The organism is Rothia similimucilaginosa (genome assembly GCF_029850875.1).
GTDB lineage: Bacteria > Actinomycetota > Actinomycetes > Actinomycetales > Micrococcaceae > Rothia.
Genome location: NZ_JAOVAM010000002.1, coordinates 113,178 through 129,395 on the forward strand (window position 1 = coordinate 113,178; position 16,218 = coordinate 129,395).

Here is a 16,218-nt window from a genome sequence, read left to right on the forward strand (position 1 = left end):
CTTGCGTGTAGAAGCATCGCTGACGAACTAACCCGCGTACCCGCTACCGCGCCGGACCTTGCAAGGTCCGGCGGGTGGGGCGCCAAGATTGAAGGAGAACCCAATGGCACACGTGTGGCAGGGCGTTATCAATGAGTACCGTGACCGTCTGCCTTTCGCAGACGATGTGAAGGCTGTGACCCTGGGTGAGGGTGGTACCCCGCTGATTCACGCGCCGGCACTGTCTGCTGAGACCGGTAACACCGTTTACCTGAAGTTTGAGGGTATGAACCCGACCGGTTCGTTCAAAGACCGAGGTATGACCAGCGCGATGACCGCCGCTAAGCGTGACGGTGCGAAGGCTGTTGTGTGTGCTTCGACCGGTAACACTTCGGCGTCGGCTGCAGCGTACGCGCTGCAGGCTGGTATGCGCTGTGCAGTGCTGGTTCCGGACGGCAAGATTTCGATGGGTAAGCTGTCTCAGGCTATTGCTCACGGTGCTGACATCATTCAGATTGACGGCAACTTCGATAACTGCTTGGAGATTGCTCGCAAGCTCAGCGAGAATTACCCGGTGTTCCTGGTGAACTCGGTCAACCCTTACCGTATTGAGGGTCAGAAGACCGGTTCGTTTGAGGTTGTTGACACCCTGGGTGACGCTCCTGATTATCACCTGCTGCCGGTTGGCAACGCGGGTAACATCACCGCGTACTGGAAGGGTTATAAGGAGTACTCGGAGTCTTACACCAACCGTGACGGTAAGGTTTTGGAGCCGGTTGCGACCAAGCGTCCGATTATGTGGGGTTTCCAGGCTGCTGGTGCTGCACCGATTGTTGCTGGTCACCCAATTGAGGCACCGGAGACCATTGCGACAGCGATTCGTATCGGTAACCCCGCATCGTGGGAGAAAGCTGAAGCTGCTCGTGACGAGTCTGGCGGCGTGATTGAGGCTGTCACCGATGAGGAGATTCTGGAGGCTCACCGCTGGTTGTCTGCCCGCGAGGGTGTCTTCGTGGAGCCGGCCTCGGCTGCCGGTGTTGCGGGTCTGCTGAAGAAGCACCGCGCAGGTGAAGCTCCCGAGGGTAAGACCATTGTGATTACCGTGACTGGTCACGGTCTGAAGGACCCGCAGTGGGCTCTTGAGGCTGTTAACGGTGTGAAGGTTGAGCCGACTAAGGCTCCCTTCGACGTGGTTGCTGTGGCAGATATTCTTGATTTGAACTAGTCTGTTCATATTACGATGTGCACTCCGTCCCGTGTTTGCGGGGCGGGGTGCACCTGCATGACAGCCCCTTTTTTTGTATCTTTCACTTATTCACTCATTACGTCACCGATCGCGAGGTTCTTCTCATGTCTTCCCTGCATATTTCTGATATTCCGGTGGGCGCGTCCGTTAAGGTTCGCGTTCCCGCTACGAGCGCTAACCTGGGGCCCGGCTATGACAGTATGGGTTTGGGTCTTGGCTTCTATGATGAGCTGGTTGTTGAGCGTATTGAGTCCGGCCTGGAGTTTGAGCTCAGCGGTGAGGGTAGCGCGGAGGTTCCTCGCGATGAGAGCCACCTGGTTTTGCAGGCGATGAAGGCTGGTTTTACTGCGGCTGGTTTGGATGAACTGCCCCCGGTGAAGCTGATTGCTGATAATAAGATTCCGCATTCTCGCGGTATGGGTTCTTCGGCATCGGCTATTGTGGCGGGTGTAGCTGCGGCAAGCGGCCTGCTGCCGGAAGAGCACCGTCTGAGCCGTGATCAGATGCTGCAGGTTGCCTCCGATATGGAGGGCCACCCGGATAACGTGGCTCCGGCGATTTACGGCAACCTGTCGGTGTCCTGGGGTGAGATGGGCAACTGGAAGTCCGTGATTATTCCGGTGCATCCTGATGTTCATCCTGTGGTGGCTGTGCCTGATTATGAGGTGTCGACGAAGCTTGCCCGTTCGCTGATTCCTGCGCAGATGCCCCACGTTGAGGCGGTGGCGAACTCGGCTCGTGCGGCGCTGCTGGTGCGTACCCTCTCCGATACTCCCGAGTACCTGATGGATGCGACCGTGGATTACCTGCATCAGGGGTACCGCGTAACTGCGATGGAGCCATCGGCTACGCTGGTTTCGTACCTGCGCGGTCAGGGTTTTGCGGCGGTTATTTCTGGTGCTGGCCCAACGGTTTTGACCTTTGCGCACGGTGACGAGCAGGTGCGACAGGTTCAGGAAGCGATTGCTGAGTTTGCGGCGACTCACCCTTGTAGCGCTATTGTGGATCGCCGCCTGAACTGGCGGGTTCTTCCCCTTGAAATTGATACTGAAGGTGTTATAGTTACTCAGTAGGACGTTATTAGTTCGTCCTATATTGAGGTTCGCCCGTCGTTCAATGTAGACCGTCGATACTATCCTTCGTAACGTACTTCCGTTTCCCCTGATGCCTCAGATGCTTTTTGTATCTGGGCGGGAACCGGCAAGGTTCGGGGGAATGCCTGTGGGATTCACGTCTTTCTTTATTCCTGACGCATAGGGAAGACTTTTCTGAGGGTTCGGTTTCGCGGCGGGTGCCCTTTCAAAGTGACCAATCCATCCTCTTCATCTCGTGTAGATGGTTTGTATAGATGATGGTTTGGGCTTACCCACATTTGTGATAGAGCGCCTTATCTTCCGTGTGTGCTCGCTGTGTCTGAATCAGCGGGTACGGTAAGAGACGCGAACCGCCTCCAGCGCGGTTCGAGGGAGTCGAAGGTGCAGACTGCTGTTTTCTTTCAGCAGTGTCTAAACCTTTGACCGCGCTATAGCGCCCGCCCGATCTTTATTCTGAAGATTTTCAGGGCTTATAACCAAAGGAATTGTAGTTGGCAAAGAATATTGTTGTCACCGATGAGTACGGTACGGCAGCTGCCGCACCGGAACTTGCAAACTTGAAGGTCGCGCAGCTGCGTGTCCTCGCCCAGCAGCTTGGCATCCGCGGCTATCTGAAGTTGAAGAAGGCTGAACTGGTTCAGGCTCTTGAGGAGCATCAGCGTGGTGGTGCCGTAGCCGCTCCTGTTGCGCCCAAGTCCGAAGCACCTAAGTCTGAAGCGCCCGCTAAAGCTGCTGAATCTGTACAGGCTCCCGCTGCTGAGAAAGCTAAAGAATCTAAGACTCGCCGTACTCGCCGCACTCGCGCCCAGAAGGACGCCGAGGCTAAGGCTGAGAAGACCGAAAACACTGAGGGCGCTGAAGCCCCCGCTGAGGGTGCTGAGAAGGCTGAAAAGTCTGAGAAGCGTACCCGTTCCTCCCGTTACGAGACTCCCGCTCAGAAGCGTGCGCGCGTTCGCCGTGCCGCTGAGGGTGAGGATACATCGGCTGAGAAATCCGAGAAGGCGGAGAAGCGTACCCGCCGCACTCGCACCCGTAAGGATGAGAATCCCGCTGAGGTTCCTCCGCTGGATGTGCGCGCTGAGCTGGCCGCTGAGCGTATTGGTGAGCGCTCGGAGCAGATTGACCTGTCTGGTAACTCTGCTGAGCTGAAGGCTACTACCGCTGACGGCACCGCGAGCCTGGAGAGCCTGAACGCTGCCCTGGACATGACTTTTGGTACCCCCGACGGTGAGAAGAACTCGAAGCGTACCCGCACTCGTGAGCGTCGTCGTGATCAGGATGGTGAGCGTATCGAGCGTCGCACTAAGCGTGAGCGTAGCGTAGAGCGTGTAGAGCGCAATACTGAGCGTAGTGAACGTGCCGAGCGTAAGGCTGCTGAGCGCGCAGAGCGCGCCGAGCGTCCTGAGCGCCGTTCCAAGCGTGACCGTCAGGCTGAGCGTGCTGAGAAGCAGGCTCGCCGCCGCGAGGAGAACGAGCCTCGCCTGAGCGAAGACGATGTGCTGGCACCGATTTCGGGTGTTCTGGACATTCTCGATAACTATGCTTTCGTGCGTACCACCGGCTACCTGCCCGGCACCAACGACGTATATGTCTCCCTGGCTCAGGTGAAGAAGTACAATCTGCGTAAGGGTGACCATGTGCTCGGCGCGATTCGCGTGCCGCGCGAGGGTGAGTCGAATAACCGCCAGCGCTTTAACGCGCTGGTTCAGGTTGAGGCGATTAACGGTCAGAGCGTTGAGGAAGCAGCGAACCGCCGCGTCTTCTCGAAGCTGACTCCGCTGTACCCCAAGGAGCGTCTGCGCCTGGAGACCACCCCGAAGAAGCTGGGCACCCGCGTGGTGGACCTGGTGTCCCCGATTGGTAAGGGCCAGCGTGGTCTGATTGTGTCCCCGCCGAAGGCCGGTAAGACCCTCATGCTGCAGTCCATTGCGAACGCAATTACCGTGAACAACCCGGACGTGTACCTGATGATGGTCCTGGTAGACGAGCGTCCTGAAGAAGTGACCGATATGCAGCGCACCGTTAAGGGTGAGGTTATTGCCTCGACCTTCGACCGCCCGGCTGAGGATCACACTACTGTGGCTGAGCTGGCTATTGAGCGTGCGAAGCGTATGGTGGAGCTCGGCTACGATGTGGTAGTGCTGCTGGACTCCATGACGCGCCTGGGCCGTGCATACAACCTGGCGGCTCCCGCATCCGGTCGTATCCTGTCCGGTGGTGTGGATTCTGCAGCGCTGTACCCGCCGAAGAAGTTCTTCGGTGCTGCCCGCAACATTGAAGAGGGTGGCTCGCTGACCATCCTGGCTACCGCCTTGGTTGAGACCGGCTCGAAGATGGATGAAGTGATCTTCGAAGAGTTCAAGGGTACCGGTAACATGGAGCTGCGCCTGTCCCGTCAGCTGGCGGATAAGCGTATCTTCCCGGCGGTTGATATTAACGCTTCTGGTACTCGCCGCGAGGAGAATCTGCTCTCCCCGGATGAGATTAAGATTATGTGGGGTCTGCGCCGTGCCCTGGCGGGCATGGAACCCGAGCAGGCTCTGGGTGTTCTGACCAACCAGCTGCGTAAGACTGAAAGCAACGTGGAGTTTCTTCTGACGGTTCAGAAGAACGGTCTGCGTCTGGTCGACTAAGGCTCGTACCTCACGCGCCCCGCCTCCAGATTGTGGGTGGGGCGCGTGAGACGTTCGTTTTGTGCATCCCCGTTGTGAGGGGTGCGAGATGTCTAGTGCCTGCCCGTGCGGCGTAAAGTGCGGGAGATGGAAGAGAGAACAGAATGTTTGAATCTATTCAGGTTCTGCTGGATGAGCACGCTGACCTGCAGAATCAGCTGGCCGACCCCGCTGTGCAGGCGAACCAGGGTAAGGCACGCCGTGTGGGCCGCCGTTACGCGGAGCTAACCGGTATCGTGACTGCGTACAACAAGTACACTTCGCTGAAGGACGACCTTGAGGCTGCCCGCGAGATGGCTGATGAGGATCCGGATTTTGCGGCGGAGATTCCCGGTCTGGAGGAGGAGCTGGAGGTTGCTCAGGAGAAGCTGCGCCGCCTGCTGATTCCGCGTGACCCGGATGATGGCCGTAACGTCATTCTTGAGGTGAAGGCTGGTGCCGGTGGTGACGAAGCGGCTCTGTTCGCTGGTGACCTGCTGCGCATGTACATGCGTTATGCGGAGAACAAGGGCTGGAAGACTGAGATTATTTCTTCGACTAGCACCGATGTTGGCGGCTACAAGGACGCTCAGATTGCTATTAAGGGCTCCTCGAATGAGCCTGCTGAGGGTGTGTGGGCACACCTGAAGTATGAGGGTGGCGTGCACCGTGTACAGCGTGTTCCGGCGACCGAGTCTCAGGGCCGTATTCATACTTCTGCGGCTGGTGTTCTGGTGTTCCCCGAGGTGGATGAGCCCGAGGAAATCGAGATTAACCAGAACGACCTGAAGATTGATGTGTACCGTTCGTCGGGCCCCGGTGGTCAGTCGGTGAACACCACTGACTCGGCGGTGCGTATTACTCACCTTCCGACCGGTATTGTAGTGGCGATGCAGAATGAGAAGTCTCAGCTGCAGAACCGTGAAGCTGCGATGCGCGTTCTGCGTGCGCGCCTGTTGGCTCACCAGCAGGAGCAGATTGATGCTGAGAACGCGGCACATCGTGCTTCGCAGGTGCGTACTATGGACCGTTCGGAGCGTATCCGTACGTACAACTTCCCGGAGAACCGCATTGCGGATCACCGCACCGGCTACAAGGCGTACAACCTGGATGCTGTGCTGAATGGTGACCTGGAGCCTGTGGTTCAGTCCGCTATTGAGATGGATGAGGCGCACCGCCTCGCTCAGGTGGGCCAGGAACAGAAGTAACCCTGTACAGAAGTAGTTCTGTGCAGAAGTAGATTCTGTATATAGGCTCTTGCCGATTCGCTGAATCGATGTGAGATGTTGGTGAGGGGCTCGCCGCTACGGCGGTGGAGCCCCTTAGCCATATGCTGTGACAGGTTTTGAACCGTTGAGAGACGAGAAGGAGAGCTCATGAAGGTGAATGTGTACGACCCGCGTGGGGAAGAACTCGCTCAGGTACTCACGCGCGCCACCGCGGTACTGGCGCAGGTGCCCAGCCCCCGAGTGGATGCTGAGCTACTCGCCGCATACCTGCTCTATGACGGCTCACGCTCGCGCCTGCAGCACGCTGCGCTGATGGGGGAAAGGCTCACTCCCGACCAGGTCGCAGAGTACGAGGCGCTGGTCGCCCGCCGCGCCTGCCGCGAACCGCTGCAACACATCACCGGCTCCGCTCCCTTCTACCGCCTAGAGCTGTCGGTCGGACCGGGCGTGTTCGTACCCCGCCCCGAGACCGAACTACTCGTCGAAGAAGCCCTCAAAGTGCTAAGCGCACGCACCGATTCGGCAACCGGTGCGCTGCGCATCGTCGACCTGTGTACCGGATCCGGCGCTATCGCCGCGGCAATCAAGAGCGAACTGCCGAACGCCCAGGTGTTCGCGGTGGAACTCTCCGAAGATGCCATCCCCTACACCCGTAAAAACCTGGAGCCGCTCGGTGTGCACCTGGTACAGGGGAACGCTCTCACCGCCCTGCCCGAACTTGCCGGAACCTTCAAGGCGGTACTTTCGAACCCTCCGTACATTCCGCCGGCGAACGTACCTGCCGACCCGGAAGCCGCCCTGCACGACCCGGACATGGCGCTGTACGGTGGGGGAGAGGACGGCATGCAGATACCCTCCGCGATTGCCGCCCGCGCCTTCGAGCTTCTTACACCCGGCGGTCTGTTCATCATGGAGCACGACGACACCCAGGAAGAAGCCGTCGCCGAGCTGTTGGCGCGCGTCGGCTTTGAGGGGTGCTACTCGGTGCGTGACCTGAATAATCGTCCGCGTCATAGCGTCGGTTATAAACCGCACCCACTAGAACCTTTAGACTAGTAAATGCACCACCTAGCCCGTACCGGGCTGCATGAAGGTAACGCGTCCCCCTCGGTAACCAGCTCAGAGCCAGTGAAATATGGCGAACCCCCGGAAGATTGCTTCCACATGGCGCGTTGTGGGTGCCGGTGTCTCGCCGCACCAAGAAAAACATGAGAGAATAAGACCCGTGACTGCAAAGCTGTACCCCGTAACGACTGAAACTGAGACCCGCGAGGCCATCGAGGCTGCCCGCGAGGCGCTGAAGGCACACGACACGATTGTGATGCCCACCGATACCGTCTACGGTATTGCCGCAGATGCTTTCTCGCATCAGGGCGTTGCCAAGCTGCTGGCAGATAAGGGCCGCGACCGCACCATGCCGCCGCCTGTGCTGATCTTTGATCTTGCTGCGCTCGCTGGCGTGGTCGACGACGTTCCGGATGATATTTATGACCTGGGTGGTCGATTCTGGCCTGGTGCGCTGACTATTATTCTTCACTCGTACCCGTCGCTGAGCTGGGACTTGGGTGAGACCTGCGGTACCGTTGCCGTACGTGTTCCCGATGATGAGTTCGCCCTGAAGCTACTGACTGAACACGGTCCGCTGGCGGTTTCGAGCGCAAACAAGACCGGTCAGGAAGCCGCACTGGACGCGCAGACCGCCTTGGAGTCCCTGGGTGAGGACGTTGCCGTGGTGATTGACGGTGGCGCTCGTCCTAAGCCGCTTGAATCTGAGCCGAATGAGGACGGCGTGGTTGTGGTGACTGAGCGTGAGCCGGCACCGTCCACGATTCTGGATTGCACCTCCTTCCCCTACGTGGTGGTTCGTGAGGGTGCAATTCCGGTGGAGGAATTGCGCGAAGTTGTTCCGACCATCCTGACTCGTGCGGAGGCTGACGAGCAGGCGGCTCGTAAGGCTGAGGAAGCTGGGTCTGCGTCGTCTGAGTCGACTTCTTCTGAGCGTGCTCTGGATGAGCAGGCTGACCTGGATGAGGCGTACGAGCAGTGGGACAGCACTCACACTGTGAGCGGTGAGCCTGCTCGTCGCGCTTCGGCACCGGCTGCCGGCTCTGTTGCTGCATCCCTGATGGGCGCTACTTCGGCGCTGTCTTCTGCATTCAGCACCAGCGTGGATCAGGAGCGTTCGCGCGGATACCGTGACAACACTCCGAAGCCGGTCCGTGCGGATGAGCCGCAGACTCACCCGGTTCCTGCTGATACTGCTCGCGCGTTGGTCTTTGGTGAGTCGAAGATTGAGACTGCCGCTAAGAGCACCCCCGCTCAGAGCGAGGCTAAGTCGGCAGAAACCAAGACTGAAGCTGCCAAGACTGAAGCTGCTACGACCGAGTCTGAGGTAAAGACCGAGCAGAAGGACATGCCGGAGAATCAGCTCTAAACTTCTGCACGTTGTAGAGCTCGGAGTGTAAGAATTCGGAGCATAAAACATATAGGGAACCCCGATATATCAATCAGATATATCGGGGTTCCCTATACGTTATGAGCCCTCTAGGCTGTGTGCCTCAGCTGTGTACCTCTAGGAGAGCACACGTGCTACCTAGTTCTTGTCGAAGCGGCGGTCCTTCTTCTTGCCCAGCGCGGTGTGGGCGTTGCGCAGTACTTCACGTACGCGCGGGGTGGGCAGAAGGTTGTTGTCGCGTGCCCAGGAATCGTCGATGCCCTGGCCGAACCACATGACCTCGACCTTGCGCACGGAACCAGCGAACTTGTCGTTCATCAGCTCGGAAACGGTGTAGCCTGCCTTGACGGCTGCGAGGCAGAGCCATTCGGGCAGGCGGTGCGGGTGGCGGCGACCAGCATCCACGGATGCGGAGGCGACGGTTGCGCCTTCCCAAGGCTGCAACACGATGGTGGGCAGCTTACCGGGGAAGGTGCCGAGCATGACCACGAATTCTGCGAGGGCATGAACGCTAGAGACCGGAGACTTGCCGGTGCCTGCACCCGCAACGGATGCCAAGGGGGAGGACGCCATCTTGGCGAAGAGCTCGGTGGTGCGTCGGCCGCGGCCCTGCACGCTAGTTGCGCGCAGGATGCACAGTTCAGGTGCGCTGTCGGGGTGCTCTTCGAGGAAGTAGTCCTGCAGATCGAGCAGTGCTTCTTCACCGAGTGCCTTGGAGAAGGAGTAGGCGCTAAATGGGTTGGTCTCTTCGGAATCATCCAGCACGAGCCGCGGGCCCTGTACCGCTGCGGAGGAGAGGTGGATGACGCGGCGTACGCCGGTGCGCTGTGCAGCGATTGCAATCACGGCGGGAAGCAGGGCGTTTGCGCCGATGAGAGGGGGCAGATCTTGCATATTGGGTGCTGCGAGGCCCGCTGCGTTGACGACGACCTGCGCGCCCGCGAAGGCTTCTGCGAGGGAGTCGATGATGCCTTCAAGCTGGTCTGCTTCGTCGATGATGCTGTCTACGTCAAGGGCTCGGGTTGCGAGTCGAGGTGCCTCAATGGGGTCGACGCTGATACCTTCTGTGTTCAGACGCGCGACGATGGAGGAACCAACGAAGCCGCTGGCACCAATGACTTTCCACTTGGATTCGGACATCTCTTTTACCTCTCACGAGCCCGCGAACGTTGCGGGGAAAAATGGGGTTATTTCAACTTTCCCATATTTGAACAGTTTATGGGGAATTTGTGGGGTTTTATTCGGTCTCTGGTCGTTTTTTCGCACGGGGTGCACAGCGCAAACACAGGCTGTGAAACTGATAGCTTGATGGATACTCAAAAGTGGGTGTGCGGGTACGTCCGCTATGCGGATAAATCAACTGAATTTGGTTGTTTATTTGTTATATAGGGCATCTTTTGGGATGACGGTTCACTCTCTAGTGGAGAGCGCGGGTAAAATGTTTTCTTTGAGTGATATATCCACACGATTGAATGCCGTGGGCGCGAGAAACACCAGAAGCGCCCAGCATGGGATGGCTTATCGCGTACCGGCTGATTCAGGCGCATCGCGCCGCGGAGGGAGAACTTATGGCAGAGAAGTACAGCAACATGACCGCTTTTGCCCAGCCTTCTTCCGAACAGTCTTCTTCTCATGATTCTTTGAACGAATATCCCCGCACGGTTGCCGTGGTGGTGACCTATAACCGTGAGGACCTGCTGCCGAAGACTCTCGCTGGTATCGCTTCTGGTGAGCGCGTACCTGCGGCGGTGGTGATTGTTGATAACGCTTCCACGGACGGTACTGCAGAGTATCTGCGGGCCCTGGATTATGAGCTGCCGGTGGACTGCATCCGCTTGGAGAGCAATATGGGCGGCGCTGGTGGTTTCGCAGTGGGTATTGACCGCGCCCTGGAACGCCATAACCCAGACCTGGTATGGGTTATGGACGATGACACCGAGCCGACCGAGAACACCCTGTCGGAGGCGGTTGCCGCCTGGCTGAACTATTCGCCGGTGCCTTCGCAGCGCCCCGCGGTGGTGGCATCTCGTGTGATGTGGACGAACGGTGAGGACCACCCGATGAATACTCCGCGCACTATGTTTGCGGCGGGGGAGCAGCGTCATGCTCGTGCGCAGGCGGTGGGGGCCCGCCCGATTCGTAGCGCCTCATTCGTGTCGATTCTGATGGATGCGCAGGCTATTCGCCGTAACGGTGGTTTGCCGATTGCTGAGTTCTTCATTTGGAATGATGACTTCGAGTTTTCGACTCGTCTGATTCATCACCGTGACGGCATTGCAGTGCCTTCCTCGGTGGCTAAGCACCACACGAAGACTTTTGGTACGACGAACGCTGACCCGGGTCCGCGTTTCTATAACGATGTGCGTAATAAGCTGTGGGTCTTTACCCGCTCGCGTACCCTAAACCCGCTGGAGAAGCTGCTCTATGGTGGCTCGTCGGCGCGTTTGTGGATTTCTACTGTTCTGCGTACTGATGATCGCCGCACCTACCTGGGGTATTTCCTCAATGGTGTGCGTGATGGTTTGCGTGCGCCTCGCCCGAATGCTCAGGTGCTTGAGGGCGTTTATCCGCTGACTTTCCCCGGCCGATACGGCGTGCCGGCTACTGTTAGCGCCATTGACTCTGAGAAGGCGCGTGGTTGCGTGAGCTCTGTCCCTGATTTTTCGGTGTTGATGAGCCTGTATGCGAAAGAGAACCCCGCTTACTTGGATCAAGCGTTAGAGTCGAATCTGCTGAACCAGACAGTGCGTCCTTCTGAGCTGGTTTTGGTGAAGGACGGCCCGCTGACCCCCGAGCTGGAGGCTGTGGTGGACCGCTGGGTTCAGCGCGCTGAGAATCTGGATTGCCCGCCGATTCAGGTGGTGGAGCTGGCTCAGAATGTTGGTTTGGCGGAGGCGCTGAACGCCGGTCTGCAGGCGTGTTCCTGTGAGCTGGTGGCTCGTGCTGATTCTGATGACCTGTCTGAGCCGACTCGTTTTGCGCGTCTAATTCCTGCCCTGGTGCAGGGCGGCTACACGGTGCTGGGCTCTGCCATGCTTGAGGTGAATGAGAGCAATACTGTGGTGGAGTCGACCCGCGAGGCGATTATTGATTCTGAGCGTCTGCTCAGCGCGATGGACTCGCGCAACCCGATTTATCACCCGTCTGTGGCGTTCGTGAAGAGCGCCGTGCAGCAGCTGGGCGGTTACGAGTTTGTACCCGGCGCTGAGGACTGGTGGCTGTGGATGCGTCTGCGCGATGCCGGCTACCGTCTGGGCAATATCTCCGATGCGCTGGTGCGTTACCGTGCGGGTGCGGGCGCGTACACGAAGCGCGGGGGAGTGGACGCCTGGTTGCAGGATGTGGCGATTCAGCGTCGACTGTACACCGGCCACGGTATTTCTAAGCTTCAGTGGGCTCAGAACATGGCGGTGCGTAGTGTGTACCGTTTTGTTCCTGAGCAGGCACGCCGTTCGGTGTTTCGTGCGTTGTCGTCTTTGACGGCTCGTGTTTCTTCTCGTTCTTCTGGTACCGCATCTGAAGGAGGCATGTAGTGGCTCAGTTGAAACCTCACGCTCATGTGCTGATGCGGAAGGCTGCTCAGCGCGGCACGATGGTGACGGAGGGTGACTCTGGCACGATGCTGGTGAACCGCCTGTATGAGCGTAAGCCGTGGTGGCTGATTGCGCAGGCGCTGCTTGATTCGAGCGCCTGGGTTTTGTCGGTTTTGTTCGCCTACATGCTCCGCTATAGTGTGTTGCTGAGTAACGGCTCGGTGTTCGATATTATTCACCCGGCGTCATTGACGATGACCGCTACGTTGGCTATGGTGTTGCACCTGGCTGTTGGCTTGGCGGGCGTAAAGATTTATAACGGCGTGTATTCGTACGGTTCGTTTGACGAGTCGTGGCGTGCCGGTGCGGCTGCTTTGAGTGCGGGCGCTGCGTTGACTGCTTTCTCCTTTGTGGATGAGCTGCTGGGTCTGCCGCATATTCCGCATAGTGTGCCTGCGATTGCGGGTGCGTTTTCGCTGATTATGATGGCTGGTGCCCGTATGGCGAAGCGTGTGTACACTGAGCGCGGTGCTGTGCGCGAGCTGACTGGTGAGCCCGTGATTGTGTACGGTGCCGGTTTTATTGGCGGCATGGTCATGGATTCGATGCTGCATGATGAGGAGGCGAAGCTTCGCCCGATTGCTGTCTTTGATGATGACCAGCTGAAGGCTGGTACCAAGTTCCATGGGATTTCGGTGATTACGACTTACCTCGAGTTGGAGCAGGTGATTCGTGAGTCGGGTACCCGTAAGATTCTGGTGACGATTTCGGATATGTCGGAGGATTACTTCGAGTCCTTCTGCAACCGCATGCGTAAGCTTAAGGTTGAGGTTCAGCGTATTAGTAGCGCGAATGCTCGCCTGATGGGTGAGCGTCTGATTACTGCGAGCGATAACGACCTGATGCGCGTGATTCGTGGCGAGATTAACTACGATATTGACCGCGATATTCTGCGTTCGTACTTGCACGGTAAGCGTGTGCTGGTCACGGGCGCAGGCGGCTCGATTGGTTCTGAGTTGTGCCGTCAGATTAGTGAGTTTAAACCTAAGACTCTCATGATGCTTGATCATGATGAGACTCTGCTGATGGAGACGAAGGTTTCGATTACTCACGAGTCGAGCCTGGATGATGACCGCATTATTCTGGCTGATATTCGTGAGGGTGATAACCTGCTGGAGATTTTCCGTGACCGTCGCCCCGAGGTGGTCTTCCACGCTGCGGCTTTGAAGCATGTGTCGGCGCTGGAGGCCTACCCGCAGGAGGCGTGGAAGACGAACTCCCTGGGCACTCTCAACGTGCTGCGTGCCGCGGAGGCGGTGGGCGTGAAGACCTTCGTAAACGTTTCGACCGATAAGGCTGCTGACCCGAAGACTGCGCTGGGCCAGTCCAAGCGTGTGGCGGAGCGTCTGACCGCGTACTTTGGCGAGAAGACCGGCAACACTTACGTGTCGGTTCGTTTCGGTAACGTGTTTGGTTCGCGCGGTTCGATTAAGCCGCTTTTTACGAAGCAGATCCTCTCAGGTGGTCCGATTACCCTGACGGATAAGCGCGCGACCCGTTACTTCATGCTGATTACCGATGCCTGCCTGCTGGTGATGCTTGCCGGTGCTATTGGTCGCCCGGGCGAGGTCATGGTGCTGGATATGGGTCAGCCGGTCAAGATTCTGGATGTTGCAAAGGCAATGCGCCAGGCGTATGAGCGGTATGACGTGGAGATCAAGGAGATAGGTCTTCGTAAGGGTGAGAAGCTAGATGAGGCTCTCTTCGGCGGTACCGAGAAGCTGGTACCCAGTGAGGAGAACCGGTATATTTCCCGGTCGAGTGCCCCGGCACTTAACCCTGATGAGCTCGATTATGAGCTGTGGATTCAGAACTATCGAGAGCACAGCGGCTATGAGCGTCATGGCCTGGAGCGTGCCCCGGATCCGCGTACTCTGGCGGATGCACAGACGTTCTAATCTTTATGGAATGACACCGGATGCTGTACTTGCATGGCGGGTGTGGTATCCGGTGTTTGCTCTTTGCGCGGCACTGGATTCTGTGAAGGCTAACCCCGCGTTGGTGAATAGTTTTATAGAATACGAAGTAAACATATACTGCACACACATCGTCCCTCAGCCGCGATTCTGGAGCTTGGTTCCAGCTTCGACGGCGCAATGCCTTGGAGCTGGTATGACCTCCTTTTCTGAGCTATTGAGTATTTTTGCTCTTGCTTTTGTTTTGGGTGCCCTTTTGCCGTTTGCGGTGCGCCCGATTTTGCACCGCAATAATATGGTGGATGTTCCTAATGAACGTTCTTCGCATACTGCTCCGACCTACCGCGGTATGGGTCTGGCGACTGCTGCGGCGACTCTGCTGGCGTTTGTGATGGCTACTATGTTCGGCTGGACATACCGTTCTTCTGAGTCTTTGCAACTGGCGGTGACGATTGCCGTGGCGATTTTGTGCGCTCTTGCTTTGGGCTGGCTGGAGGATATTCACGGCGTGAGTATTATGCGTCGTGCGGGCCTGCAACTGGTGATTGGTGTGCTGGTGAGCGTAAGCTTTGCGGCGGTGCAGGGCACGAACGTTCTGCTGCTGATTCTGGGCGCGATTTTTATTGCCGGATACATTAACGTGGCGAACTTTATGGACGGCATTAACGGCATTTCTGGTGCTCACGGTCTGGTGGCTGGTTTGGCTTATGCGCTGACCGGCTGGATGGTGAACCTGCCGTGGCTGGCTTTGGCTGGTGTGGCTGTTGCTGGTGCTTTTGCGGCGTTCCTGCCGTGGAACGTGCGCCCTGGTAAGAACGTGTTTTTGGGCGATGCGGGTTCTTATGTTTTGGGTGCGGCGCTGGGTGCGATGGCTGTGGGTGCGTGGTTTGCAGATGTTCCGTTCCTGCTGTCTTTTGCTCCGCTGGTGACCTACCTTGCGGATGCTGGTATTACTCTGTTCCGTCGTTTTATGGCGGGGGAGCAGTGGTACAAGCCGCACCGTACTCACACTTATCAGCGTCTGACGGATGTTGGTTTCAGTCACCTTGGTTCGACTGCTGTGGTGACGGGTACGACGATTCTGGTGTGGGTGCTGCTGGCGTTCGCATCTGACCTGTATGCTGCAGGATCTGTGGTGGCAACTGTGGGTGTGGTGATGGTGGCTCTTGCCGTGTTGGCGGTGTATCTGCGTATGCCGCAGCTCTTTGGCGGCGTGGCTCCTGCTTCTGCGATTGATTTGTCGAAGCATTTTGCATCGGCTCCTAAGACGAAGAAGACTGTTTCGGAGCCTGCTACTGGTTCGTTGACTTCTGCAACTGGTGTTCCGGCGACTCCTGAGAATGTGGAGCCGACCTTGTTGCATCCGGAGCCGATTATGCCCGATTCTGTGAAAGATCGTGCGGGTCAGTCCTCTTCTGCTCCCCTTTCTTCCACTCAGTCAAATCAGAACCGTGGGGAGAAACACTAATGGTTTTTGGACAGCCCAAATCTCAGGTTCCTGTTGAGCCTCTATGGAGGCGCTTGGTGGACGTTCTGTGGTATCCGCCGGCGGAACGTAGATGGCAGCAGAAACGCCGCCGAGAGCGTGCTCAAGCAGGTTTGACGGCCTCTTCTTTTGAGAGCCAGGAGCTTTCCTGGAAATTTTTGTTCTATAGGGTATCGGCTTACTCTCTGCTGGCTTGGTTGGGCGGTATGATGAGTGCATACCTGTTTGCGGGCCCTGTGGGCGCGCTAGGAATAACTTTGGGCTTTCTGATAATCTATATATGCTTCACTCTGGGCGTATTAGTTATGTTGGTTGCTCCCATTTTAGACTGGGGTGTACCCAAATCGCTGGTGGTGAGCTACCTTGTGAAGATTGCCCTACTTGGTCTGGTATTGATTTTTGTGCCGTTCCCCGAGAGTCTGAGGCACGGTTGGACTCTCGCAGGCGCATGTACCGGTGTGATTCTGTGGATTGTTATTGAAACGGTCAGCATCGCACGACTGAGAATTCTATACTTCGACACCGATCTAGAAGACCATGGTCGGTAACGCGATCGGTGTTTGAAAGGA

Annotated in this window: 11 protein-coding genes; 10 read left to right on the forward strand and 1 reads right to left on the reverse strand. The window is 57.5% G+C overall.

Annotated elements, in window-relative coordinates:
• The first annotated feature begins 103 nt into the window (after nt 1-103).
• From thrC to QFX05_RS02105, 6 genes are all read left to right on the forward strand, one after another.
• Nucleotides 104-1,204 carry a threonine synthase gene (gene thrC / locus QFX05_RS02080; protein WP_279740502.1) on the forward strand — a complete coding sequence of 367 codons (1,101 nt, stop codon included), beginning with the start codon at nt 104-106 and terminating at the stop codon, nt 1,202-1,204.
• 125 nt (nt 1,205-1,329) lie between these two features.
• Entirely contained in the window at nt 1,330-2,298 is a 969-nt protein-coding gene (thrB, locus tag QFX05_RS02085) for a homoserine kinase (RefSeq protein WP_279740504.1), read from the forward strand.
• A gap of 512 nt (nt 2,299-2,810) precedes the next feature.
• A complete protein-coding gene (rho, locus tag QFX05_RS02090; RefSeq protein ID WP_279740506.1) occupies nt 2,811-4,952 on the forward strand; it encodes a transcription termination factor Rho in 2,142 nt (713 codons plus the stop codon).
• 143 nt (nt 4,953-5,095) lie between these two features.
• Nucleotides 5,096-6,178, forward strand: a complete 1,083-nt coding sequence (gene prfA, locus QFX05_RS02095) for a peptide chain release factor 1 (protein ID WP_049337341.1) — start codon at nt 5,096-5,098, stop codon at nt 6,176-6,178.
• A 168-nt stretch (nt 6,179-6,346) separates the two neighbouring features.
• The gene (gene prmC, locus QFX05_RS02100; RefSeq protein ID WP_279740508.1) at nt 6,347-7,255 is read left to right on the forward strand and encodes a peptide chain release factor N(5)-glutamine methyltransferase; all 909 of its coding nucleotides are present in this window, start codon (nt 6,347-6,349) and stop codon (nt 7,253-7,255) included.
• A 169-nt stretch (nt 7,256-7,424) separates the two neighbouring features.
• Nucleotides 7,425-8,633: an L-threonylcarbamoyladenylate synthase gene (locus QFX05_RS02105; RefSeq protein WP_279740510.1), complete on the forward strand. Its 1,209-nt coding sequence runs from the start codon at nt 7,425-7,427 to the stop codon at nt 8,631-8,633.
• A 159-nt stretch (nt 8,634-8,792) separates the two neighbouring features.
• Here QFX05_RS02105 and QFX05_RS02110 read toward each other — a convergent pair whose 3' ends face one another.
• Nucleotides 8,793-9,794, reverse strand: coding sequence for an NAD-dependent epimerase/dehydratase family protein (locus QFX05_RS02110; RefSeq protein ID WP_279740512.1), 1,002 nt, complete (start codon nt 9,792-9,794; stop codon nt 8,793-8,795).
• Between the two features lie 428 nt (nt 9,795-10,222).
• Between QFX05_RS02110 and QFX05_RS02115 the strand changes: the two genes are divergently transcribed.
• The 4 genes from QFX05_RS02115 (at nt 10,223) to QFX05_RS02130 (ending at nt 16,197) form a co-directional block, all read left to right on the forward strand.
• The gene (locus tag QFX05_RS02115) at nt 10,223-12,187 is read left to right on the forward strand and encodes a glycosyltransferase family 2 protein (RefSeq protein ID WP_279740514.1); all 1,965 of its coding nucleotides are present in this window, start codon (nt 10,223-10,225) and stop codon (nt 12,185-12,187) included.
• Complete coding sequence (locus QFX05_RS02120; RefSeq protein WP_279740516.1) at nt 12,187-14,145, forward strand: polysaccharide biosynthesis protein; 1,959 nt, start codon at nt 12,187-12,189, stop codon at nt 14,143-14,145. Before QFX05_RS02115 ends, QFX05_RS02120 begins: the two co-directional genes overlap by 1 nt.
• A 214-nt stretch (nt 14,146-14,359) precedes the next feature.
• Nucleotides 14,360-15,631, forward strand: coding sequence for an MraY family glycosyltransferase (locus QFX05_RS02125; RefSeq protein ID WP_279740517.1), 1,272 nt, complete (start codon nt 14,360-14,362; stop codon nt 15,629-15,631).
• Between the two features lie 56 nt (nt 15,632-15,687).
• Nucleotides 15,688-16,197, forward strand: coding sequence for a hypothetical protein (locus QFX05_RS02130; RefSeq protein ID WP_279740519.1), 510 nt, complete (start codon nt 15,688-15,690; stop codon nt 16,195-16,197).
• The last annotated feature ends 21 nt before the right edge of the window (nt 16,198-16,218 follow it).